The sequence below is a fragment of the Deltaproteobacteria bacterium genome (assembly GCA_016931625.1).
GTDB lineage: Bacteria > Myxococcota > XYA12-FULL-58-9 > XYA12-FULL-58-9 > JAFGEK01 > JAFGEK01.
This window is the reverse complement of sequence record JAFGEK010000027.1, coordinates 14,998-37,497: the sequence shown is the minus strand read 5'-3', so window position 1 is coordinate 37,497 and position 22,500 is coordinate 14,998. Positions and strand designations below refer to the sequence as shown.

The following is a 22,500-nucleotide window of genomic DNA, read 5'->3' as shown; positions in this document are numbered from 1 at the left end:
GTGTAGGTTGAATGGATAATTTAGGACTAAAAATTGCTATGCCTGAGTTGCATATTTTAACTGTTCTTATTCGTAATCATATCTATTATCACCGACAATATGGTGAAGAGATTGAAAACAAAAAGATGAGACATTATACCAAAAAACTACGCGATTTATTATGTAAGGCAATTTTTTGGCATAATGTAATTAAAGCAGAAAATTAAGCGTGTTTTTTCTTCATGGAGATATCGGCCAAGACTGCTAAAATTAACACCAAACCTTTGATAAGATATTGAAAGTTTGAACTTACATTCATCATTTGCAAACCGTTTGATAACGACTGCATAATTAAGGCACCGACAATGGCACCGAAGACCGAGCCTTCACCACCTAAGGTTGAAGTGCCACCAAGAATACAACTGGCAATGACGTCAAGTTCATATCCTTGACCAGCACTAGTAGTGCCAGAGCCAACATAAGCAGCTAAGGCGATACCAGAAACGGCGACCAAAATTCCCATAGCCACGTAAACCATGAGAATTGTTTTATCGATATTAATACCTGATAATCTTGCGGCTTCACGATTACCGCCAATAGCATAGGTATAACGACCGAAACGGGTATTGGTTGATATATAGCTCATTAGGGTGAAAATAATCGCTAAAATGATAACTAGAAAAGGAACGCCACTAATTTCAGGAATAGCTTCTTCATCAAATGTACGGTTAACGATTAACACGTAGCCAAATATAAGCAAGGCGCTGAAGGATGTTTTAATTATATCGATAGTAAGTGAGCCTACGTCAATACCATGTTTGATTTTGCGTTTACGTGAAGCTAGCACATAAACAAAAAGGATAAGTGTAACTAATGCCGCTAAAATTAAGCCTGCAATAGGAGGTATAAATCCTTGGGCAATAAATTTAAAACTTTCATTTGAGAAGAAAAGCGTTTTACCTTGGGTAACTATTAAAATACCAGATTTAAAAATATACATACCACCCAAGGTAACAATAAAAGGTGGAACTTTAAGATAAGCGATAAGCGAACCCTGAAATAGACCAATTAAAATACCAAGAATAATAGATAAAATTATAACAACTATAGTGACAGTTATAGCTACGGCACCTTCGCTCATATCAGGAAACATTTTTACTAAGGGCTCTTCGATGGTGCCGTAATAAAGTAGCGCCGCACCAACAACTGAGACGAATCCCGCGCCAAAACCAACAGACAAGTCAATACCACCGGTAACAATGACAAAGACCATACCGCAAGCCATAATGGCTATAATCGCCATTTGAGTAACTACTGATTGGATGTGGTCAGCTGTCCAATATCCTGGCGCGGCCATACCAAAGGCTAGCCATATCGCTACTAAAGCAATAATGAGAATATATGAGCGTAGATTTTTCTTTAGAGCTTGAATAAGAGTGTCGAGCATAGTTTTTATTCCTCAACGACTTCAACGCCAGTGGCGCGAGCCATAATTTTTTCTTCAGTTGCATCAGCAATATCTAAAGTGCCATTTGAACGGCCATTCCACATGACCATAACCCGATCACTCATACCTAAAACTTCTTCAAGTTCAGAGCTGATCATGATTATGGCAAAACCACTCTCGGCAAGCTGATTCATAAGTTTATAAATTTCGTATTTTGCACCTACATCGATACCGCGAGTTGGATCATCTAAAATAAAAATTCGTGGTTCAGACATTAACCACTTCGAAATAACAACTTTTTGCTGATTACCACCAGAGAGTGACTCAACCGCCACATGCACTGAGGGAGCTTTAATCGACAAACTCTTTGAGTACTTAATGGTTTCGGTAAGTTCAGCATTTTTGTTGATGTACATAAATTTAGAGAAGCGATCGAGATTTGGGAGACTGATGTTTTGCAAAATGGTTTGCATTAACACCAAACCCAAACGTTTACGATCTTCAGGAACAAGACTAATACCGAGCTCCATAGCCTCGCGTGCACTATTTATTTTTTCTTCTTTGCCATCGACAAATATTTTACCTTTAACTACATGAGCATACTCGCCAAAAATAGTTGAAACGAGTTCAGTACGACCAGAGCCCATCAGGCCAGCAATACCTAAAATCTCACCCTTTTTTAATGATAAATTAACGCCTTTTAGCACTTTTTTGCTTGGGTTGTCTGGATCGGTCGCATGAAGGTCTTTAACTTCTAAAAACACTTCAGCAGGTTTGCGATTTCCTTTAGGGAAGCGTTCGGTCATTTCACGACCGACCATTAAGCTTACTAGCTGATCAATGCTTAGGTCTTTGGTCGGTTGCGTGGTAACTACACAGCCATCACGTAAAACGGTAACGGTATCGGTTATACGAAAGAATTCATCGAGCTTGTGTGATATATAAATACAAGTTACGCCTTGTGATTTAAGCTCAGTGAGAATTTCCATCAACTTGTTCACTTCAGCTTCTGAGAGGGCTGATGTAGGTTCATCAAGAATAAGAACGCGAGCATTTTCGGATAGTGCTTTGGCAATTTCGGTCATTTGCATTTGACCGATGCCAAGATCTTCTACCAGATCATAAGGCGAAACGTTGAGTTTATATTTTTTTAATAAGCTTGCAGTATCAGCATAAAGCTTATTCCAATCAACTACAGGGCCGCGCATTGGCTCTTTGCCAAGGAAAATGTTTTCGCCGACCGTCATTTTAGGAATAAGCGTTAACTCTTGGTAGACAATCGCAATGCCTTCTTTAATGGCTTGCATAATTGAGCTGGTTCCGAGTTTCAACTCTTGACCATCATAGATGACTTTACCTTCATAGGTACCATACGGATAAACCCCACAAAGGATTTTCATTAACGTAGATTTGCCAGCGCCATTTTCGCCGCACAAACCGTGAATTTCTCCGCGTTTGATGTTTATTGATACGTCACCAAGAGCTTTAACACCTGGAAACTGCTTTGTAACATTTGAGATGGTAAGGAGAGTGTCCTCTTGCATCAATGCACTCCCAAGAATAACCCGGCCCCCTCATATTTTTTAATTCAAAAAAGGGGCCGGGGGCACATCAATAATTAAATAGTCAAAATCTAATTATTTTGCCGGAGGATTTGGGATGTCTTTGTAGACACCTTCATAGGGCTGGAAGCCGCTATCAACAACAAGCTTCTTCAAGTTATCTTTGGTAACTTGATGTACTTGTAAGAACTTGCAAGCAACATTGCCTTTGGCTTTTTTGTCGCCGGTAAGATCAGCAAGTTTGAAGTTCTTTAAGCCGGGGATTTTTTGTTTCTTAGCAAGTTTTGCAGCAAGATCGCATGCTAATGGAACAAGGTCACGAGTGTCTTTAAGAATGGTTACAGTGAGTTCGCCACGAGCGATTGAGTTGCAACCAGCTTCGGTAGCATCTTGACCTGAAATCGGTACTTTACCAGCCATACCAACAGCGCGCATAGCTTCGATAGCACCAAGGGCGGTTCCGTCGTTTGAAGCAACAACGGCATCAAATTTTTTGCCAGTAGCGGTAATGATGTTTTCCATTAGCTTCTTGGCATTAGCTGCGTCCCAATTGTCAACCCATTGATCGGCAACGACTTTGATTTTGCCTTTTTTGATTAATGGATCGAGAACTTCCATCTGGCCTTTGCGGAACAGATGAGCGTTGTTGTCAGTTGGGCTGCCACCTAATAATACGAAATCACCAGAATCTTTAGCAGCTAAAACACCTTTGGCTTGATTGCGACCTACGTCAACATTGTCAAATGACACGTAAGCAGCGATTTTTGATGTCTTAATAAGGCGGTCATAAGCAATAACTTTAACGCCTTTTTTAGCGACATCGTTAACTGCTGTTGCTGCCGCATCGCCATCTTCAGCGACCACAATAATTACCTTAGCACCTTGGGTGACCATATTTTTAATTTGGTCATTTTGGAGCTTGGCATCATGGTTAGCCTCTTGACTGAGAACTTCAAAACCTTTGTCTTGAAGAATCTTCGTCATTTGATCACGTTCACGAGCCCAACGTTCAGTAGCGAAATCTGAGAACGATAAACCGATTTTGGTTTTAGCTTGGCTCAATGACGCGATACCGAAGATCGCGGCGAGCGTAAGAGAAAACAGGGCAACTCTTTTCACTCTATACCTCCTTAAATGGTGACTACTAGCGGCTATGCCATACACCGCGGGCATACCGTGCCACAAGAGACCTAAGAAAGTAAATTACTTTTACTAAAAGAAAAGTAATAAATGCGTAGATTTTGCAATTAAAGTAGCCGAATTCTTTATTTTGTGTGTGCGGATCATCTATACTCGGATCATGATCCGTGGCAGCATGCTATAATGAATGTTAAAATTGATGTTTGGGTTGTGGGCGGTAATATCGTAACGCATGGTAGCTAAGTCAGTGATTGCTACAAATAGAAAAACCAACAAAAACGACGCTGAGTCCATTGGTGCAGGCATTCGTCAAGAAGACCGTCGAAAACGTATACGTTTTTCGTCGATGTGTCGCGCCGACTATAACCGTGGTGGTAGAGGTACTTTTTCATTTACCGGCAATTTAAGTAGTACGGGTTTATTTTTAAAAGGCAAAACAGGCTTCAAATCCGGAGAAGAGATTGAATTAAAGCTACATTTAAGTGGGCGCAGCAAGCCACTTTCAGTACGCGTACGCATGCGTCACATTTCTGATGGTGGTGCAGGTGCTGAATTTTGTTCGGGTCAAAAAGAAGTAATACAAACGGTTCATGAGTTTATAGAAAAATCCTTTATTAAAAAGCTTATGGATCAATCCCCAACGCAAAGGCGGCCTGAGCAAACCGTAATTCTGGCAAAACATTTATACGAAACCAATCGTTTTGATGAATCTTTACAGGTATATCGAGATGCTGTAGCAGCTAATTCGGCTGATGAAGAAATTTTACGCAATCTTACCACAATACTGCTCGATCGTGCAGAATTAGCTGGTTTAAATGGTTCAGTCGAGGCTGATGAAGCGGCTTCAGTAATTGCTTTAGCAAAGCCAATTATTGGCGCTAAAGGATGTAATGATTTAAATCAGCGTCTTGATAAAGTACGTCAAGGTTTCGAAGATTTACGCCGCCAAGAGCAACAACGTGAGTTAAGTAAACAGCGCGAACAGCTACGTAATCAATTACAGCGTGAAGTAGAAAAAGAATATAACAGCAAGCAAGCTGAACTGGATCAAGAAAAACAAGAATTAGCCAAAATACAGCGTGCTTTCGATAAACGTGAAGCGAATCTTGCTGAGCAAGAAAAAAAGATCGCCGAACAAGCTAAAATTAAAGCCGAAATTGTTGAGCAAAAACGGCAAGTTGCCAAGATGCTCGAAGAAAATCAGGCCAAAGAGGCTGAGTTAGAAAAGCAAGCGCATAAAATTGAAAAAGCTAAGGCAGTACTAATAGAACTTCAAAACGAAAAAGAAGAATTAGAAAATCAAAAGGCAGAGCTTAAACGACAACAAGCAGAAATTCGCCGACAGCACAACGAACTAAAAAAAGAACTTACTCGCCAAGAAAGCGAGTTTAATGCTGCCAAACAAGCACAGCTTGATGAATTTGAGCAAACAAGGCGCGAACTTGTTAAAACTCAGCGTGCTCTTGAACGTAAAGAGAATAGTTTAGTCGAAGAAGAACAAAAAATTGCAGCAAAAATTGAACAAGAGCGAGCTACGCGTGAGCGCTTACAAAATGAACTTGCAAAAGAGCAACGCACATTAACTGAAAGTGTTACGCGTTGGCGTGAACAAGAAAAGCTGCAAGCAGCTAAAAACGAGCAAGAGGCAGCCGCTCTAGAGCAGGCTCAACGTGAGCTTGCTAAAGCCCAGCGTACTTTTGAAAAGCGTGAGACAGTGCTTGCTGAGCGCGAAGCTGCCATAGCTGCAGAAGAAGAAAAGCTTGCATTAAAGGTTGATCGGGCACAATCCGAAATTGAAGAAAAGCGTGTTGCCGCACGTTATGAACATAGCCAAACTGAAAATGAACTAGCAATTAAAGTAGCTGAAATTGAAGCTAAACAACAAGAGCTAGAGCAGCAACGAAGATCCTTAGAAGAGCAAACTAAAGCGCTAACACAACATGCAAATGAGTTATCACAACGTGCTGCGGTATTGGCTGAAAGTGAAAAAACGATCGCTTCGCAGCGCCAAGGTTTTGAACGCAAACAGCAAGATCTTGAGCAACAACGCAATGCCCTAGAACAACAACGTGATGCCTTAGAACAGCGACGGCAAACTTTTGAGCAACAAGAAAAAGAACACGAACAACAACGTAAAACTATTGAACAGCGCGAAGTTAAATATACCGAACAGATAAATAAAATAAAACAAGAACTTAAAGAAGCACTTAGCAGTGTAGCTGATGAACAAAAAGCACTGCAGAAAAGCTTGGCGGTTGCGCAGAAGACTGTTGATGAAAGAACTCAAGAACTCGAAAAATTACAGTTACAGCATGAACGAGTAGCCAAAGAACATCAACAGTTGAATAAAAGCCATCAAGAACTCATTGCGCGTGGTGCTACAAATCAACAAGAAATTGAAAAGCTTCAACAACAGTTATCATCTGCAAATAGTAAGACGCAAAATCTGCAAGCAGCGCAAAAGACTGCTGAACAACGGATTGTTGAACTTGAATCAAATCTTAAACAAAAAGAAGCAGAAATTCGTCAACAAGCACAAGATCTTTCAGCTAAATTAGATGAAACACGCTCTTTAGGCAAAAATGCTACTAATATTGAAGAACAGCTACGCAGCGCCCGCGAAGAAAAAGAGCGCTTGCTTTCGCAATTGAAACAAGCAGAAAAAGAACTTGCAGAAAATAAAAAGCAAATTAGCGAAATTGAAAAAGCAGCACAACACAAGCAGCAAACAGATAAGCGCGAAACTGAAAAAACATTTCAAACTTTTGAGAAACAACTTAGTGATAAAGAGCTGGCAGTTAAGCGTCTTGAATCACGCTTAAGTGATGCAGAAAAAACCATCGCTCAACAAGAATCAAAATTAGCCCAGGCGCAGTTTGATGCCGATAAGTTACAAAGTCAACTTGCTGATTTTGAACAAGCTTCGCATCATCACAAGGCTAGCGCTTCTGCAGAAAGTGCACGATACGAAAAAGAGTTGGCCAATGTGAAAAAAGCGCTGGTTGAGCGTGAAAAACAATTGACCACTACCAGCGAAGAAATGGGTCGTTTGCTTGATATCCAACGCAAAACTGAAAGTAGCGAGATTGAACTGCGTGAAGATTTAAGCAAGACGGCAACAGAAGTAGCTAAATTACAGGGCGAATTATCTTCTGAACGCCATGAGACTTCGCGGCTCCAAGGTGAAATAGTCTCATTGCAATCTCAGGTTGATCAGTTACAAAAAGAACTCACCACTGAAAAATCTGAAACAACCCGCTTACATGGGGCTTTGATTTCTGCTCAAGCTGAGACTTCACAATTGCACAAGAATAATTCAGCCAAAGAATCAGAGCTTACTACCATAAAAGATGAACTCAAGACAGTTCGACAACAAAACAAGTCCCAAACGGCATTACTTGGTGAGCGTGATGATAGTTTAGACAATGAGAAAAAAGCCTTAGAGCATGAGAGAGCCTTATTGCAAAAGCAACATGCTAAGCTTGATACACGTGAGCAAGAACTAAACAAACGCCAAGAAAAGCTAACCCAGCAGGCAGCTAGGTTGGCAGCAGATGAAAGATCACATCAAGCAGCAGAGCAAAGATTTGCTAAACGTCAGGCTGAGGCTCATATAAAAGCTAACGCAGCTAACCAAACAGTAGCTAATGAGGCAGAAGATATAATAGATTTTGAGCCAGATGGCGGGCCGCGTATTGATTTTGCGTCAGATGAGGTTGAAGTAGTTGAGCCATTGCTTGATTTCGAAGCTGCTGATGAAGAACCTACGATTCATTTTATGGATGATGAAAACATTAAGTAAAGTTTTATAAAAAGGGGTATGGTGTAATCATGGGTGACAATGTAGGCAAATATCAGCTGATCGCCCAGATTGGTGAGGTATTTCCTCATCGTGTAAATGTGGCTGCTTGTAAAGGATCAGGCAATAGCAAGCAATTAGTTTTAGTACGATATCCACTGCCAGGGGTTTTAGGTGGACCTGACGAAAGATTGCGCTTGCTAACTACAGTTCGTAACTTAAAACGTGCCAATCATAACAATCTAGCCATTGTTTACGATGTTGAGGGTGATCCATACAGCTTATCTTTTGTAAGCGAGTATCTAGCTGGTCAGAACTTTGCCTTACTGCTAGAGGCGTCACGTGCTATTCGTAATGCTTTTCCGCATACGCTTCTATTACGTATGGTTTTAGATGTTCTATCAGCCCTCGAATATTTACATCAGCTGCGGGGACCTGCAGGTGAATTTTTAAGCATTGTGCATGGAGGTATTCATCCGCGCAACATTGTGGTTACTTACGATGGTGTAACTAAAGTTGTTGGCTTAGAAAGTGCTGGTATTAGAGTTGATTTACGACGTGAGGGTTCAGCTGATCCCAATGCCCCGTTTTATGCCGCGCCTGAACAACTAACTTCTCGTACGATCACTAATCGTACAGACATTTTTGCAGTTGGTGCGCTGATTTGGGAGATTATTGCACGTGGGCCGTTACTTAAAGGCACTCAAGAAGTAGTTAAGCAAAAATTCGAATCTGGTTCGCTTCCGAATATAAATAGTATTGTACGCGGCGTACCAGAAATGCTGCAAAATATACTTGATCGTTCTTTGCGTATTAATCCGCAAGAGCGCTATGCCAGCGCCAAAGAGATGCAAAATGATATTGAGAGTTATCTTGCATCTACAGGCAAAACTATCTCGCAAAATCAGATTGCTGAGCGTATGCGTACAGTATTTGCACAAGAAGCTGAGCATGCTCGGCGTTGCGCAATAGCCTGGATCGACGAAGCTATCAGGCTTGATGATCCTGATGAACTTGAAGAAGTTGATGATGTAGATGAGGTTGACGACCTTGATGTTGTTGATAGTGGCGAGCATGCACCTACGGCTGGTTCTATGGGACCTGGAGGGTGGCTTGGTGCATCGGCAGTTAAGCCACCATCGTTATCACCATCGTCAGTGCCACCACCTGCGTCAGCTATTAATTATGCAGATTTAGAAGCCGCAAGAGTGGCTAGTCGCAGTCTTATTTTATCATCGTCGGCCAATTATGTTGAACCAATATCACCACGGCGTTGGTCGCGCTTACTCGTTGGTGCAGCTATTGGGGCAGTGCTTGCTTTTGTTGCAGTTGGAGTAGTTTTGGCTAGTGGTATTGTTTTACGCTGGTCTGGTGTACAACTTCAACCGGCACCCGCAGTGATGCCAGCAAATACAGCAGATTCTACTAATGCCAATAGCAACTTAGGCACAGAACCAAACCTTATAAAACCACCAAAAGTTGTACAGCCACCCCCACCAGAACCAGTCCAATCGGCCACGGTGCGACTTGATAGTGATCCAAGTGATGCCGAAGTTGAATGGCAAGGAAAAGTTGTTGGCCATACCCCGATGCAGTTGACCGTACCTTTAGGATTACAAGTTTTTACTTTATCGCTTGATGATTATAGACGTAAAGACGTAGCGATCGATACTGCGGTAGCGACGGGGCCGGATGGTTTTTATACCCTGGTAGAATTAGAGCTTAAAAAGAAGGCAACATCTTCATCGCGAAGTAAAACACGCACTGCACGAACACCACGACGTTTAACACCACCCAAGAAACCCATACCAGTTAATGCATCAACACCAATAATACCGAGCGAGCCATCAACAGCAGTAACACCGACTACACCAGAACCAGAGCCAGTTGTTCCGGTAAAGCCGCCGCCTAAAAAAATAAAACCAAAAATACGTACAATTACAGCTGATAGTCCTACTATTAAAACTATTGATGAAGAAGAATCTGGCAAAAAACCTAAGGTGAAGGTACTTGGTAATGACTAGGGTCTGAAAGCTTATAATAGCTATATGGACCACTGAAGAGTATTTGGGAGAGTAACAATGGATACACAAATTAGGCGCTTACCGCGAATCATTTCGCAACAACGCTCGATATTAACATGGCTCGGTATAGTAAGCGTTGTGGGCTTGCTGATAAATATCCCATGTCAACTTAGCGCTGCTGAGACCGCTGCTGGTGATGTTAAAAAAGTTGAACAGTTAAGCGAAAAAGCAATGGCTAAATACCAAGCTAAAGATTATGCTGGCGCGATTGCTTTGTATTTAGAAGCCTACCAGGTTCAACCAGCAGGGGCGTTACTTTTTAATATTGCTACCATTTACGATAAAAAACTTAATCAACGCGATCCTGCCATAGAGTTTTATCGCCGTTATATTTCAGCCTCTGATTCAGATCCTGAATTAGTGCGCAAAACCGTTGAACGCTTAAAGGTTCTTGAAGACGCAAAAATAGCTGCTGCTGCCGCACCAGTCGAGGGGCAAGGTGGCTCAGGCGGGGTAGTTGGCACAGCTCGAGCGCAGGGCCCATTTTTCACTAAAGAACGTACTCGCAACATGGGTATTGTAACTACGGTTATTGGCGTAGGTGCTACTGGCCTTGGCCTTTATTTTGGCTACCAGGCAAAAACTAAGAACGATGACGCCAAGAAATTATGTGAAGGAAAAATATGTTATGATACTCGCGGGGTTAAACTAAGCAAAGACGCAAAAGATAAAGCTATGTTATCAACAATTGTTACTAGTGTTGGTTTAGCGGCTACCGCTGGGGGTATAGTGATGATTTTATTACCGTCGCTGTCACCAAAACTATTTGTGAATGACTCGGTTAGTGTTACACCTGTGGTGACCGATAAAGGCGCCAGTGTTTTATTAAATGCATCATTTTAATTAGTGCAATTTGCAAGTTTTAGAATCAACTAGTAGTAACGAAACGGTTATTAGACGTTGAAGGTGATCATCGTGAAACTACGACAAGCAGCGATTTTGAGGATATTGGCGTTAGCGAGTGCAGGCACATTTTTTCTCGTCGGTTGTGGGGCGATACTTGGTATAGAAGATCGCAAGAAAGCTCCTGAAGGCCGTTGTGAAGGCACAATTCAATTACGTATTCTTGGTGATCAGTCGAGTAATATAAGTGAGATTGGCATACCTGCAACTGCAGGGGTTATCGATTACTTAGAGCTACTTAACGACAATGGCGGTATACGGGGTTGTCAAATCGATTATGAGTATGTTGATGGTGGTAATGATACTGGTAAAAGTAATAGTATTTATTCTAGCTGGAAGCTTAGTGCAGAATGGTCACAGGTTTCTGCAATTTTTACTCTGGGCAATGTTTCATTAAAAGCCATTGGTCCAACAGCTTCTAATGATAATCAAGTTGTTGTTGGTATTGCTAATAATGGTGATTGCGCGGCTCCGAGTAGTAAAACTTATTCGGTAACTGTACCAAGTTTAGATAATACATTTAACCTGACTAGCATTACTAATACCTTGGGATCAAATGGCTATCCTTACGTATTTTTTCAGCCTACCGATAGTTCTTCTGCAGCGCGTATAGCCATGAATTATATAGCAGAACAATCTGGCAAACGGGTTGGTTTTTTTGCTTGCAGTAATGATCTTTGTTCTATCCCGACAAAGGCTGCAAAAGTACAAATTGCCAATGAGATTAGTGGGGTAGCAATCGGTCGCGATTTAGTCTTGTCATTAGATGGCAATCAGACCGATTATAATACGATTATTTATGATTACTTAGAGGCCGAAGTTGTTCATAAAGATACTGTTGCCGATTACCAGATGGTTGACTGGATATGGATTGGCAATACTCGCAAAACGGCTCAGCTAGCTATTAACGCAATTAATAACGCAATCGAAGCTATTAGAGTTGAGACACATAATCATGATGTACTTAACTTTGATGTTAAAATTATAGCCAATAATTGGTCATTTGATGAGCGTTTTATTATTACTGCCTTAAATAACAGCCTAAATAATCGTTCAAGGTTGCATGGCATACAATCTATGCCTTTTTATCATGATACTTCGGTTACCGGAATGACAATTGTTGAAGAAGCAATGGCTGCAAAACGTCAATGGTCGAGTTTTAAACCAGCAGGCTTATCAAACTCTGATTATGAAGTAATCGAATATGTTTATGGTGTAACTGCAGTAATGGCATGGAAACTTGCAGCAGAACGACTTATTGATTCACTGGGGAGTGTAACCCCGGAACAAGTCAAGGGTGAAGCTTTGAAAAATTCTTTTGAATCGTTTAATGAGGTATATCTTGAGGGTCTGACGGCTTCACCTATTACATATACAAGTAGTGATCATCGTCCACAGGCTACTGTAGCTATTTATTATATTGGTAATGATAATAAACAAAAAATAGATGATAGTTTGCCTTTAGTACTAAAAGATGAGTGGCTTGGGTGGTAAATCGCAGTTCATCGAAAACAAAGGAGCAACGTATGCGTAAGTATAAGAACCGGTTGTTAGACTTTACATGGATTGTGGTCTTGTTAATCGCACCTGTGTTAGTAGTTGGCTGCGGTGATGACGACAAAGAAGAAGCCAAAGAATACAAAATTGCTTGGATATCAAAAGGTGTCGATAACAGTGTTTTTAAAGCCGGCTACCAAGGAGCTTTGTTAAAAGCTAAAGAACTCACCGATGCTGGTCCAGATAAAGTTACCCTTATCTACGACACCGCACGTCCGAAAGATGCGACTGTTGAAGAGCAACTACCGGTATTAGAAGCAGCGGTTAATTTACCGGTTGACGGTATTGGCATTTCGGCAACTAATGTAACAGCGCTTGATGCAACTATTAATGCGGCTGTCGCCAAAGGTATCAAAGTAATGACTTGGGACTCTGATGCCCCAGCAAGCGATCGTTTTACCTATCTTGGGGTAAGTAATACCGAAGGTGGCACTTTAGCTGCGCGCGCCTTGGCGAAAAAAGTTATTACCGATACACCAACCAGAACAGCTGGTAACTTTGTCATTCTTAGTGGCGAAAGTGGTGCAGCAAATCTTAATGATCGTATTAATGGTTTTAAAGCCGGCCTTGCCGCAGCCAATACTGCTTTAGGTACAACTTTTAATGCCGATACGGTTTATTATGTAACTGGTGAAAGTGGTGCTCTGCAGGCGCAAATGATGGAACTCATTTTAGGTAGTACCGATGTAGATCCCGTAAATGATGCTGAGGGTACCGCGGTTACGACTATCGATAATTTAGCCGGTATCTTTTTAGTTGGTGCTTGGGCATTATTTGACGAAGAATTAAGCGCTAGTTTACCGTTGTGGAAAGCTGCAGGTACAAAACCTGTTGCCGAGCGCGTGTATACTGCTGCCTTTGATACTCTGCCAATTCAGCTTGATTATATGGAAGCTGGCCAACTTCATGTTTTAATTGGTCAAAAATATTGGGGATGGGGCTATGATACAATTCAGATGATTTACAATGTACTTAAAGGTACTAAGACTTATGAAAAGGCATGGACCGATTCAGGTATTGACGTCATCTGTACTGAAGCTGGTCGTAGCCTTATGGCAACAATGTGGGACAGCTATGACTTCACACAAGCACTGCCAGATTGCGATCTTGTAGCAGAATAATAATTTATCTATAAAATAACTTAGCCCTTCGTAACTATGTATTTTGTTCATAGTTACGAAGGGTTTTTTTATATACAACAAAATAATGCCCAACAAAATGGTGCCAGACACCAAAAATTTATATATAATTCAATATGATAGCATAGAATCGGATAAAATGATAGCAAAAGCTTGCAATTGATTGCATAATGAGCTAATCTGTTATTATGTTAACCATCACTCATCGAATAAATGAAAAACTTAAGCATGAACTTGATAATTTTTGTGAAGCTCATGGCTTAAAGCAACAAGCTGTTGTGCAAGAAGCAATTATGATGTGGCTTGAAGATGCCAAAGATGTTGCATTAATTGATGAGCGTCGCGAAGGTCCTTGGGTAGAATGGAAAGATATACGCGATGGAATATAAAATTGTATTGCATCGCAAGGCAGTAGACGAACTACAAGAACTAAAATCACCATTAAGACAAAAAATAAAAGAAACAATTGACCATTTGGCTATTGAACCAAGACCTAATAATGCTGCCAAGTTAAAGGGTCGCCCCAATGCTTATCGAATACGTTTTGAAGATTATCGCTTAATTTATGAAGTGCATGCGACAGAGATAGTGATATATATTATCGGTATAGCTCATCGTCGCGAAGTCTATCAAAGATTATTACGTAGACAATAAATTACATTAAAGATAAAAATTACCTTTAATTAAATGGCGGTCGATTGGGTATCCAGCTAAAGCAATTGCGGTATCGCTTATATCAAAGAGTATTTGTAAACGTTGTTCAGCACTATAAGAGGATAGATCGTCATTTTTTAAACATTCAGATAATACCGCACATCGTTCATTTGATTGTGCATCAGCTAGCATTTCAGCGGCATCATTTTGACTTAGAAAGTTCATCGAATAATTCTTCTTGTTCTAATACTTTTGCGTATTCTTTAACTAGCGACATATTCATATTTTTCTCATTTAATCGTAAATAGCGCAATAATATCTAGTTCTCAGTTTTCACCTCAAATCCGGCCATATGATTTCCACCTGAAAACTAGCCAGAAATAGCACATATAAAAAAATTATTAGACAATATTGACACGAAATTAGTGTACACTATAATATAGTGTAATGCGTAATATCACTTTTAGTGCTGACGAATTGTTGATTAAAAATGCTCGTGCGAAAGCTGCATCTGAAAATGTCACGCTTAATGATAAATTTCGCCTTTGGTTGAAAAATTATATTGGTCAAGATTATTATGCTAACAACTATAAATCTTTAATGAATAATTTGAGACATAAAAATTCTGGACGACGTTTTACTCGTGACGAAGCTAACACGCGTCATTAAATAAAAATGCCACAACTTTTTTTTCTTGATACTAATATTTTTGTATATACTTTTGACAATTCATCCCCACAAAAAAAAGAACATTGTATAGATTTAGTGCAAAAAGCATTAACTAGTTGCAATGGGTTAATCTCATCACAAGTGGTGCAAGAATTTTGTAATTTAGCTATGCGAAAATTTGTTGTGCCTTTTAGCTGTAGCGAATGTCACATGTATCTTGATGAGGTTTTATTGCCTCTTTGTCGGGTATATCCAAGTGAAAATCTTTATCATATTGCGATACAGTTATGTGAACGATATCTATTATCTTGGTATGATAGTCTTATTGTGGCGGCAGCCGTACAAGCAGGTTGTGATATTATATATACCGAAGATTTACAGCATGGTATGCAAATTAGTGATGTTAAAATTTGCAATCCGTTTATTAATGAATGAATTTATAGGGGTAATGTTATAAGTATTTTTTTGTTCTAAAATCCAGCCCCAAGACCTAAACCAAAAATAGCATTGCGAATACTATTTTCATCTTCATCGATGCCGCGATAAAATCCGGTAAAAGCTTCAGCGTTGAAAGCTAAATACTTTCGCACACGCCATTGATAACCAACCGAAGCCATAAGCGCACCACCGAACGACCCTTGTTCTATGTCGGGAGATCTCTAATTTTTTAACCGCAGATGGGCGACTAGTGTGGCGATTAGATAGCATCCCCCGGCAATGAGTGCGGCAGTGGCAAAACCAAAAGCAGAGCTAATAATAAGTGCGGCGACGCTTCCGGCTACTGAAGCCATACTGTTAGCAGACCAAGCGATAGCAACTAGTCTTGGATCAGTAAGTTCGCGAAGGCCCGCAGCAAAAGGGCCGCCTAACAAAAAGCCGGTGATCGCCACACAACTAACCGTAACTACTATACGCAATGAAAAACTAAGGGCCGCTGAAACATCAACAACAGCAGGTACAATAAAAGCCACAATAATAGTAGCAATAATGGCGATAGCTGCGGTAGATTTGTCATTAAGCTGCAATTTACCGGCTAAAATAAAGCTACCGATGCCAGTGGCAGCTAAAAGCGCTCCTAAAACAGCTACTAGCGAATGAGCGGGCATACCAATTAAACGAGTAAGACTTTGAACTAATCCCAGTTCGAGTAACATAAAAGCCAAACCGAGCGCAGAAAAATAGATAAAAGTAGTGGCTATAGAGCGAGCAGATAGTTGAGCTCGGCGTAAATGTAGACTGGCAATGGCAACTAGCGGTGATGCAAGTAGCAATACCAAAAATAAAAGGGTTAGAATGGCTACCTGAGCCATAGGAATATCTTCGAGGCGAGCGCGAGCTGATTGCCCGCTACCAAAAACTCTCGCGATATCATTTAAGCTAATAGCGCTCCAAGGTTGCAGCAGATTAAAAAACGGACGGTCGTCAAAAGTTGGTGTTAAAACCGCCGGACGATAGGAAAGTTTTATTGCTGTCGCTAAATTATTAAGGCCACTTAAAGCATTATTTAAGAAAGCTTGGCTATCACCACCACCATTAGGGGCGTACAACAAGCGGCCAATATAAGGCTTAAGGCGACTAATATCATCTTGAGTAAATGGCTGACGACGTACCACTAAGGCGCTTAAGAAATTAGGTATTTCTTGGCTTGCTGCTACAGCGATAGTGCAAGCAGTAATTGGTGGATAAGAGGTTGGCCAAGCTGTGGCCATGGTTGCTGCTAGCCTACCCAGTTGTGCTTCAGGGCGGCTGATAATTAAAACCCCATCATCAGATAAGTGATTAAGGATTAATTGTAGTCCTTCACGAGTAAGCAGATAATTTTCAGCTAAAGCAAGGCCACCAGTACTGCTGGCAGCGTTTGAAATAGTATGAAAAGCCACGATAGCATCAAATTTTTCGTCAACCGCAGCTAGATATGAACGAGCTTCAGCATCAAGGATTTGAACTTGTGGTTGTTGTAATAAGGCGCCGGTTAAGGGGCCGCGGACAATTTGATTAATGGCATGATCAATCTCTAAGCCCAGAATGCGTTGCGAGCCGGCCCCTAAGGCGGCAAGAATTTCAACACCGCCGCCAGAACCAATAATTAGGGTAGAATGGCCCGGGCCTAAAAGGTAAGGCAGCGCTCGCAAGCCTTGAGGCGGCGCTAGGGTAGTATCAGGTTTTAAGTGAACTAAAGCGCTAAGTGCCGTACCGCCATCAATGATGAGTAGACGTTCTTTATTAGCGCTAAGTATGTCGATTGCTGAGCCTACCGTCCAGTGCCTTACAGTTTTAAAGTCTCTGGCACCAAGAATTTTATTTTTGCTGATATTTAGGGGTATAAAATGTTCAAGTCGCAGTGAAACAACCGCCAAAAAAACAAAACCGCAAAACCAAGTAAAGCGTCGGCTTCGCTTTGTTGCGAGCAAGACTACAACTAAAACTGCTAAGGCAGCGACAAATGCCAAAGTGCCAGGGCCGAGCAATGGAAAAATGAGGGTGTAAGTAACTACTCCTAGAGCGCCGCCGCTAAGATCTGCGGCATATAAAATTGGCGAGGAGCGACTGTTTAGTGCAAAAGCGCGCGCCATAAATAAACCGGCGCCAATAAATGGCAAGGTGATCAAGATAAGTAAGAGAGCGACCAGAAATATTTGTTTTGGCGCCATGGCAATGCTTACCGGATCAGCATGCAAGGCATTCCAGAGCGGATAGCCACCAATGCTAGCGATGGCAAAAAAAAGCGCAGCGCTGCGTAAAATAAGCTTGGCATCAAGACGTTGTAAATATTTGCTTATCGCCAAGCTGACTGCCGCCATGCCAAAGCCAAGCAAAGCGGTACCTAACGCTACAAAAGCAAAAGGGTACCATAAAGCTACGGAAAGCAAGCGTACAATAGTTAGTTCAAGCAGCAAAGTAGCACAGGAGATAAGAGCAATAAGAGGAGCAAGGCGGCTTGTAGTCATATTGTAATTAAGACAGCTTAACTACAACTATTAGTGATTAACAACCAGAAAATGAATTAGGGACACCCCCTATTAAGGATGATAATAAGTTATATGGTTGATGATTGAGGAGAATCTATAGTGCCAACAAAGGGACCCACCAGTAGTAGATAATGATACCACCAATGACTCCCGCACATCCAGCCCAAAAAGTCTTAGATTGCAGGGCTTTTTCAACCGATGCACTAAGCCCGCTCACCTGAAAATTATAAGATGGTATACTAAATGTATTGCTGCCATTGCTAGCTAAACAGGATATCGAGCCGTATGGGCCATATCTAAAGCTGCTGCTAGCTGTAAACTGAGAAGTAGGAGATGGCTGTGGAGGCGGTGGTTGTTTCTCTGGATTGCCATCATCTGTAGGCGTAGGTTTTTTATGTAATTTATTCCAACGGTTTGGGTCATAAATAGAAATCCAATCATCACCTGAAGCGAAAGCAGTAAGCCAAGCCAGGTTAGCGGCTGCAAATTCAGATGGTTGAGGAGTATCGGTAGTAGGTATGTCTACATCAGGTTCTGGAGGAGGTGAAATTTCGGGAACATAGTCTCCCTCTTTCCATTGAATAATTTTTTTTCTCCAGTCTCTACCATCAACACTTCCATGCCCGCCATGCTTGTTTCTAAGTAAAGCCGTCGTTGTTAAGCCAGCTTCAGCAGTATTTTCAGCGATATTAATTTGCATTACGGGCAAATCTTTATACAAAAGCGGCGTGGTTGGAACACCAGCGCCGTGCCAGCCATAGGTACCAAATGAACCAAAGGCTAAATAATTAAATTTGGTGCTAGTGAATTCAGCTGCTGGCTGATCATTTGGGTCATAGACATAACTTTGCAGCGTATCCCCTTCTTTGGTTACTTTGATATCCCCAAAATTGTCTAAAATTCTATATAGTGCCCCTGCAGCACCAAGAGTTGCCACCTCTCCTAGTTGCGATGTCGTAGTTATTGTTATTGGTGCAGGGCTATTGTTTGGCGTTGTTGCAGGGTTAATTTTTGCTGCACTATTAGGCAGAGTGGCAGTTAATATTATTTTTTGAGTTTGCGGCGAAACACCAGGCTGTAGGCTAATAAGTGGGTTATATTTTGCTGTAATTAAGCGACCATCTTGCCCAGTGAGAATGGGACAACGGACAGTAGTTTTATCAGCCGGACAAGTGACAATAACGAATTTGTGGCCCTTGTTTCGTCTATGTCTTCTAGCTTTATCAATTTGATCGGCTTTCCCAGCAGTTGCTTTATTTTGCATTAACTTGTTTTTGTCATCGCTAGCAATCTTTCTATCTGGTGCCCCTCTATGTATAGTACCTATTGATTCAGTCATTTAATCACTCCACTTTATTGTAAACATTGCTGGTTAAGCATTAAGCATTTTTTTTAAAAAATCGTTATTGATTTATTTGTTGTTTTTTCACAACTCTTATCGTCACTTAGTAGTAAATTGGTGCTAATTTTTTTAAATTTTTTGCGAATTTTATAAATGCAATGCGTCATTAATTGTATTTGCTAACTTATCAAGCTCAAATGGTTTGCGAATTATACCCAAGGCCTCATGAGCTATCATATGTCAGTGGGTGACACCTTTTTCCGTCAAAGAAAAAGAGCTGCATCGCGACCGCGATAGAGACTTAGAGAGTTAACCCAAAAAATAGGGTATTAAAACAAAGGATATTATAACAAAGGGTATTAAAAACTCTTGCATGTATATACTAAATTGTATACACTTACCAAGTGAATGACTTTGTTTGGGACGAAGAGAAGAGTCGGCTCAACGTGCTCAAACACGGTGTCAGCTTCGAACTGGCGATAGAGGTGTTTCAAGATCCGCGTTGCTTAACCAAAATTGACGAGCGTTTCGATTATGGTGAGCAACGTTGGGTTACAACCGGCCTGGTCCGTGGTATCGTTATTTTACTCGTGGTTTACACAGAGCAGAGTGAAAATGAGGAGGAAATCGATGTCATCCGCATCATCTCGGCGCGACGCGCATCACGACAAGAACGAGAAGCATATGAACGGCAAAAATAAAAAACAAGAAAACGATGCTCAATTAGATGCCGAAGCTCGAGCCTTGGCTTTGAAGCCAGACAGCGAGCTAGATTTCAGCGATATCCCCGAAATCGAGGATTGGGACAACGCGGTACGTGGCAAGTTCTACCGACCCCTAAAACAATCCATTTCAATTCGTGTCGATCGTGATGTTCTTGCCTGGTTTAAAGCACGTAAGGGGGCCTATCAAACCAGCATCAACAAAGCTCTACGTGAATATATCATCACGCACACACAAAAATAGTTTTAACGTCTCGTTTACACTAGCCTGATTAATCACCTTTTTCGTAACGATACCCGACTCCATGTACAGTTTGAATAATTTGGGGATTTTTTGGGTCTTGTTCAATACGTTTTCGTAGCTGGGCAATATGTTGATCAAGTGTGCGTGAGTTAGGTACAAAATCAAGTCCCCAGCATTCATTAAAAATTTGATCGCGAGTTACAGCTTGACCAGCATTATCATAAAGCAATCGTAAAAGGCGCATTTCACGCAGGCTTAATTCTATTACATTATTGCCACGCCAGGCGCGCAGTTCAAGCGGTGCCACCATTAAGTCAGCAAGGCAAAAAACAGTATCAGTTTTTACAGGAGTACTCATAGCATTACAGCGTCGGCTAACTGCACGAATGCGCGCGATGACTTCTTTGACCCCAAAAGGCTTGGTAATAAAATCGTCAGCGCCAAGTTCAAGACCAACTACTTTATCAATTTCTTCGCTCTTAGCGGTAATAAAGACAATAGGTATGGTTTCGTTGGTTTTACGAATTTCACGACAAACATCATAGCCGCTTTTGCCAGGCATCATAATATCAAGGCAAATAAAATCAGGTCGTTCGCTAACAAATAACGCCAGCGCTTCAGTACCATTAGCTGCGGCGAAAGTTTCATACCCTTCACCTTTGAGAATATCAATTAGGCCGGCACGAATGTTGGTATCATCTTCGGCAATCAGGACTTTCATGTTTGTACCTCGGGAGCATGCAAAGTTACTTCAAAATGTGCACCAATGTCGCTTGGTATAAGTTTTAGATCGCCACCGTGCAAACGTGCTAAAGCTTGAGCAATAGTTAACCCAATACCAGTGCCTGAGACCCCTTCGGTAACTTTATTGCTAAGGCGCGTAAACGGCGCAAATATTTTGTGGGCATGTTCTTTGGCGATACCTTCGCCACGATCAATAACACTAATACGTAATTGGGCTTTATGTTGTTGCGTGGTGATTAAGACTTCACCACCAGCACGGGCATATTTTTCCGCATTATTAATTAAGTTGGCGGTGATTTGTGCTACTGCATCTGCATCAAAAAGTGCTGGTGTTGGCGCCCCTGAATCAAAGCGTATATTCATTTGTTTTTGCACTAATGCTGGTGCGAATTGTTCAATTACATTTGCGATAACCTGGTCTAACACTTGCACCGAGCGATGAAGCGTAAGTTCTTTACGCTCGCGTTGAGCAAAGGTTAGAACATTAGCGATTAGGCGGGTTAGCCGCTGGCTTTCAGAGACCACCACACGTAAATAATGTTCGTTGTTAGGGTCTACTTCAGGATCATCTTCAAGCCGTGACAACAACATTTCGGCATACATGCGAATATTGGTTAGTGGTGTTTTTAATTCATGTGAAACTTGATTAACAAAAGAAACACGAGTACGAGCCTGGCGAAGAGTTTTAGTGTTTTCCCGAAAAACATAGACACCTAATAAGGCGATAGTGAAAACAACCGCGGTAATACCTGCGAACATTGCAAGCTGACTGCTAGTTAGTATGCTGCTCGTAAAGTTAGCAGCAGTAAAATATTGCAGACGTAAAGCTTCAAGGGGTTCATCTAAAGCAATGTCAACAAAGGGCTGCTTTGCATCAGTTTCTAGGCATTCCCCCCACTGGTAAAGAGCTTGACCGCGGCTATCAGTAAGTCGTGTACAACCATTAGATACTGATTCTTGATTTTGGCGCACCGGTAAGGTTGCTATTATATCAGCAAGTAGGCGTGGGCGACTTATTTCAAAAGCTACAATGGTTTGATTATTTAAACGACGCCAATACATTACTTCGAGACCATTTTCCCAATACCAAGTATACCAACCGGAACGTTGATTAACCTCTGTAGCTATATCACTGGGACGTATAAAAGAATCACGAGCTTTCCATAGTTGGGCAGTACGCTGTAAAAACTCTTTTTCAGCATTAGTTTGTGCTGCATTAGGTGAGGGATAAATAATAGTACCGTTTTTATTAACGAGTAGTAGCTGAGTTACAAAAGTAATATTGCGAGTAAGAGAACGCAATTCTTCGGGTTTTAGTGTGTCTGTAATTGAAAATTTTTCAAGCTGTCGGGCACGAGTTATAAGCAATGTAGTTACCCGAGCTCGTAAATCGATAAGGCGATTTTTACTTAGAGTGGCAAAACGTGTTTCGATAATTTTTTGTTCAGTGTTAACGGCACGAATAGCCACGACGGCAAGCATTAGCACTGGGGCAAGAAATAAAACGATCATTGCCAATAGCAGTCGTCGTGGCATGTTGCTTAAC

At 41.3% G+C, this 22,500-nt stretch carries 20 protein-coding genes; 11 read left to right on the top strand and 9 right to left on the bottom strand.

What is annotated here, in order from left to right; translation table 11 throughout:
- Window positions 1-202: 202 nt before the first annotated feature.
- From JW841_02485 to JW841_02475, 3 genes are all read right to left on the bottom strand, one after another.
- A complete protein-coding gene (locus JW841_02485; protein ID MBN1959790.1) occupies window positions 203-1,426 on the bottom strand; it encodes a sugar ABC transporter permease in 1,224 nt (407 codons plus the stop codon).
- A 5-nt stretch (window positions 1,427-1,431) separates the two neighbouring features.
- On the bottom strand, window positions 1,432-2,970 hold the full coding sequence (locus JW841_02480; GenBank protein MBN1959789.1) for an ATP-binding cassette domain-containing protein: 1,539 nt from the start codon (window positions 2,968-2,970) through the stop codon (window positions 1,432-1,434).
- A gap of 93 nt (window positions 2,971-3,063) precedes the next feature.
- Entirely contained in the window at window positions 3,064-4,161 is a 1,098-nt protein-coding gene (locus JW841_02475; protein ID MBN1959788.1) for a substrate-binding domain-containing protein, read from the bottom strand.
- A 199-nt stretch (window positions 4,162-4,360) separates the two neighbouring features.
- Here JW841_02475 and JW841_02470 point away from each other — a divergent pair, with 199 nt between their 5' ends.
- From JW841_02470 to JW841_02440, 7 genes are all read left to right on the top strand, one after another.
- Window positions 4,361-7,930 (top strand): hypothetical protein, encoded by a 3,570-nt coding sequence (locus JW841_02470; protein MBN1959787.1) that lies wholly within the window; start codon window positions 4,361-4,363, stop codon window positions 7,928-7,930.
- Window positions 7,931-7,959: 29 nt separating this feature from the next.
- The gene (locus JW841_02465) at window positions 7,960-9,951 is read left to right on the top strand and encodes a protein kinase (GenBank protein MBN1959786.1); all 1,992 of its coding nucleotides are present in this window, start codon (window positions 7,960-7,962) and stop codon (window positions 9,949-9,951) included.
- A gap of 57 nt (window positions 9,952-10,008) precedes the next feature.
- Window positions 10,009-10,854 (top strand): hypothetical protein, encoded by an 846-nt coding sequence (locus JW841_02460; GenBank protein ID MBN1959785.1) that lies wholly within the window; start codon window positions 10,009-10,011, stop codon window positions 10,852-10,854.
- A 72-nt stretch (window positions 10,855-10,926) separates the two neighbouring features.
- Entirely contained in the window at window positions 10,927-12,408 is a 1,482-nt protein-coding gene (locus tag JW841_02455) for an ABC transporter substrate-binding protein (protein ID MBN1959784.1), read from the top strand.
- A 32-nt stretch (window positions 12,409-12,440) separates the two neighbouring features.
- Window positions 12,441-13,592, top strand: a complete 1,152-nt coding sequence (locus JW841_02450; GenBank protein MBN1959783.1) for a substrate-binding domain-containing protein — start codon at window positions 12,441-12,443, stop codon at window positions 13,590-13,592.
- A gap of 206 nt (window positions 13,593-13,798) precedes the next feature.
- Window positions 13,799-13,999 carry a hypothetical protein gene (locus JW841_02445; protein MBN1959782.1) on the top strand — a complete coding sequence of 67 codons (201 nt, stop codon included), beginning with the start codon at window positions 13,799-13,801 and terminating at the stop codon, window positions 13,997-13,999.
- A complete protein-coding gene (locus tag JW841_02440; protein MBN1959781.1) occupies window positions 13,989-14,264 on the top strand; it encodes a type II toxin-antitoxin system RelE/ParE family toxin in 276 nt (91 codons plus the stop codon). Before JW841_02445 ends, JW841_02440 begins: the two co-directional genes overlap by 11 nt.
- Window positions 14,265-14,270: 6 nt before the next feature.
- Here JW841_02440 and JW841_02435 read toward each other — a convergent pair whose 3' ends face one another.
- Window positions 14,271-14,489 carry a hypothetical protein gene (locus JW841_02435; GenBank protein ID MBN1959780.1) on the bottom strand — a complete coding sequence of 73 codons (219 nt, stop codon included), beginning with the start codon at window positions 14,487-14,489 and terminating at the stop codon, window positions 14,271-14,273.
- Between the two features lie 222 nt (window positions 14,490-14,711).
- Here JW841_02435 and JW841_02430 point away from each other — a divergent pair, with 222 nt between their 5' ends.
- Both JW841_02430 and JW841_02425 read left to right on the top strand, forming a co-directional pair.
- Window positions 14,712-14,933 (top strand): hypothetical protein, encoded by a 222-nt coding sequence (locus tag JW841_02430; GenBank protein ID MBN1959779.1) that lies wholly within the window; start codon window positions 14,712-14,714, stop codon window positions 14,931-14,933.
- Window positions 14,934-14,939: 6 nt separating this feature from the next.
- Window positions 14,940-15,368, top strand: a complete 429-nt coding sequence (locus JW841_02425) for a PIN domain-containing protein (GenBank protein MBN1959778.1) — start codon at window positions 14,940-14,942, stop codon at window positions 15,366-15,368.
- Window positions 15,369-15,403: 35 nt separating this feature from the next.
- On the opposite strand, the gene JW841_02420 is transcribed toward JW841_02425, so the two are convergent.
- From JW841_02420 to JW841_02410, 3 genes are all read right to left on the bottom strand, one after another.
- Window positions 15,404-15,550, bottom strand: coding sequence for a hypothetical protein (locus tag JW841_02420; GenBank protein ID MBN1959777.1), 147 nt, complete (start codon window positions 15,548-15,550; stop codon window positions 15,404-15,406).
- Window positions 15,551-15,592: 42 nt separating this feature from the next.
- On the bottom strand, window positions 15,593-17,881 hold the full coding sequence (locus JW841_02415; protein ID MBN1959776.1) for a hypothetical protein: 2,289 nt from the start codon (window positions 17,879-17,881) through the stop codon (window positions 15,593-15,595).
- A 115-nt stretch (window positions 17,882-17,996) separates the two neighbouring features.
- Window positions 17,997-19,241, bottom strand: coding sequence for a hypothetical protein (locus JW841_02410; GenBank protein ID MBN1959775.1), 1,245 nt, complete (start codon window positions 19,239-19,241; stop codon window positions 17,997-17,999).
- Between the two features lie 407 nt (window positions 19,242-19,648).
- On the opposite strand from JW841_02410, the gene JW841_02405 reads away from it, so the two are divergent.
- Window positions 19,649-19,945 (top strand): BrnT family toxin, encoded by a 297-nt coding sequence (locus JW841_02405; GenBank protein MBN1959774.1) that lies wholly within the window; start codon window positions 19,649-19,651, stop codon window positions 19,943-19,945.
- Entirely contained in the window at window positions 19,929-20,210 is a 282-nt protein-coding gene (locus tag JW841_02400) for a BrnA antitoxin family protein (GenBank protein ID MBN1959773.1), read from the top strand. The genes JW841_02405 and JW841_02400 overlap by 17 nt, the downstream gene beginning before the upstream one ends.
- Window positions 20,211-20,238: 28 nt before the next feature.
- Here the strand turns inward: JW841_02400 and JW841_02395 are convergent, their stop codons facing one another.
- Window positions 20,239-20,931 (bottom strand): response regulator transcription factor, encoded by a 693-nt coding sequence (locus JW841_02395; protein MBN1959772.1) that lies wholly within the window; start codon window positions 20,929-20,931, stop codon window positions 20,239-20,241.
- A complete protein-coding gene (locus JW841_02390) occupies window positions 20,928-22,490 on the bottom strand; it encodes a HAMP domain-containing histidine kinase (GenBank protein MBN1959771.1) in 1,563 nt (520 codons plus the stop codon). Before JW841_02390 ends, JW841_02395 begins: the two co-directional genes overlap by 4 nt.
- Between the last annotated feature and the right edge of the window lie 10 nt (window positions 22,491-22,500).

Bases quoted from the DNA above. Each gene is read 5' to 3' on its own strand.
- JW841_02480 (MBN1959789.1), bottom strand. From the start codon at position 2,970: ATGCAAGAGGACACTCTCCTTACCATCTCAAATGTTACAAAGCAGTTT.
- JW841_02390 (MBN1959771.1), bottom strand. From the start codon at position 22,490: ATGCCACGACGACTGCTATTGGCAATGATCGTTTTATTTCTTGCCCCA.
- JW841_02445 (MBN1959782.1), top strand. From the start codon at position 13,799: ATGTTAACCATCACTCATCGAATAAATGAAAAACTTAAGCATGAACTT.
- JW841_02475 (MBN1959788.1), bottom strand. From the start codon at position 4,161: ATGCCCGCGGTGTATGGCATAGCCGCTAGTAGTCACCATTTAAGGAGG.
- JW841_02470 (MBN1959787.1), top strand. From the start codon at position 4,361: ATGGTAGCTAAGTCAGTGATTGCTACAAATAGAAAAACCAACAAAAAC.
- JW841_02460 (MBN1959785.1), top strand. From the start codon at position 10,009: ATGGATACACAAATTAGGCGCTTACCGCGAATCATTTCGCAACAACGC.
- JW841_02400 (MBN1959773.1), top strand. From the start codon at position 19,929: ATGAACGGCAAAAATAAAAAACAAGAAAACGATGCTCAATTAGATGCC.
- JW841_02440 (MBN1959781.1), top strand. From the start codon at position 13,989: ATGGAATATAAAATTGTATTGCATCGCAAGGCAGTAGACGAACTACAA.
- JW841_02410 (MBN1959775.1), bottom strand. From the start codon at position 19,241: ATGACTGAATCAATAGGTACTATACATAGAGGGGCACCAGATAGAAAG.
- JW841_02425 (MBN1959778.1), top strand. From the start codon at position 14,940: ATGCCACAACTTTTTTTTCTTGATACTAATATTTTTGTATATACTTTT.
- JW841_02420 (MBN1959777.1), bottom strand. From the start codon at position 15,550: ATGGCTTCGGTTGGTTATCAATGGCGTGTGCGAAAGTATTTAGCTTTC.
- JW841_02485 (MBN1959790.1), bottom strand. From the start codon at position 1,426: ATGCTCGACACTCTTATTCAAGCTCTAAAGAAAAATCTACGCTCATAT.
- JW841_02435 (MBN1959780.1), bottom strand. From the start codon at position 14,489: ATGAACTTTCTAAGTCAAAATGATGCCGCTGAAATGCTAGCTGATGCA.
- JW841_02415 (MBN1959776.1), bottom strand. From the start codon at position 17,881: ATGACTACAAGCCGCCTTGCTCCTCTTATTGCTCTTATCTCCTGTGCT.
- JW841_02465 (MBN1959786.1), top strand. From the start codon at position 7,960: ATGGGTGACAATGTAGGCAAATATCAGCTGATCGCCCAGATTGGTGAG.
- JW841_02450 (MBN1959783.1), top strand. From the start codon at position 12,441: ATGCGTAAGTATAAGAACCGGTTGTTAGACTTTACATGGATTGTGGTC.
- JW841_02395 (MBN1959772.1), bottom strand. From the start codon at position 20,931: ATGAAAGTCCTGATTGCCGAAGATGATACCAACATTCGTGCCGGCCTA.
- JW841_02430 (MBN1959779.1), top strand. From the start codon at position 14,712: ATGCGTAATATCACTTTTAGTGCTGACGAATTGTTGATTAAAAATGCT.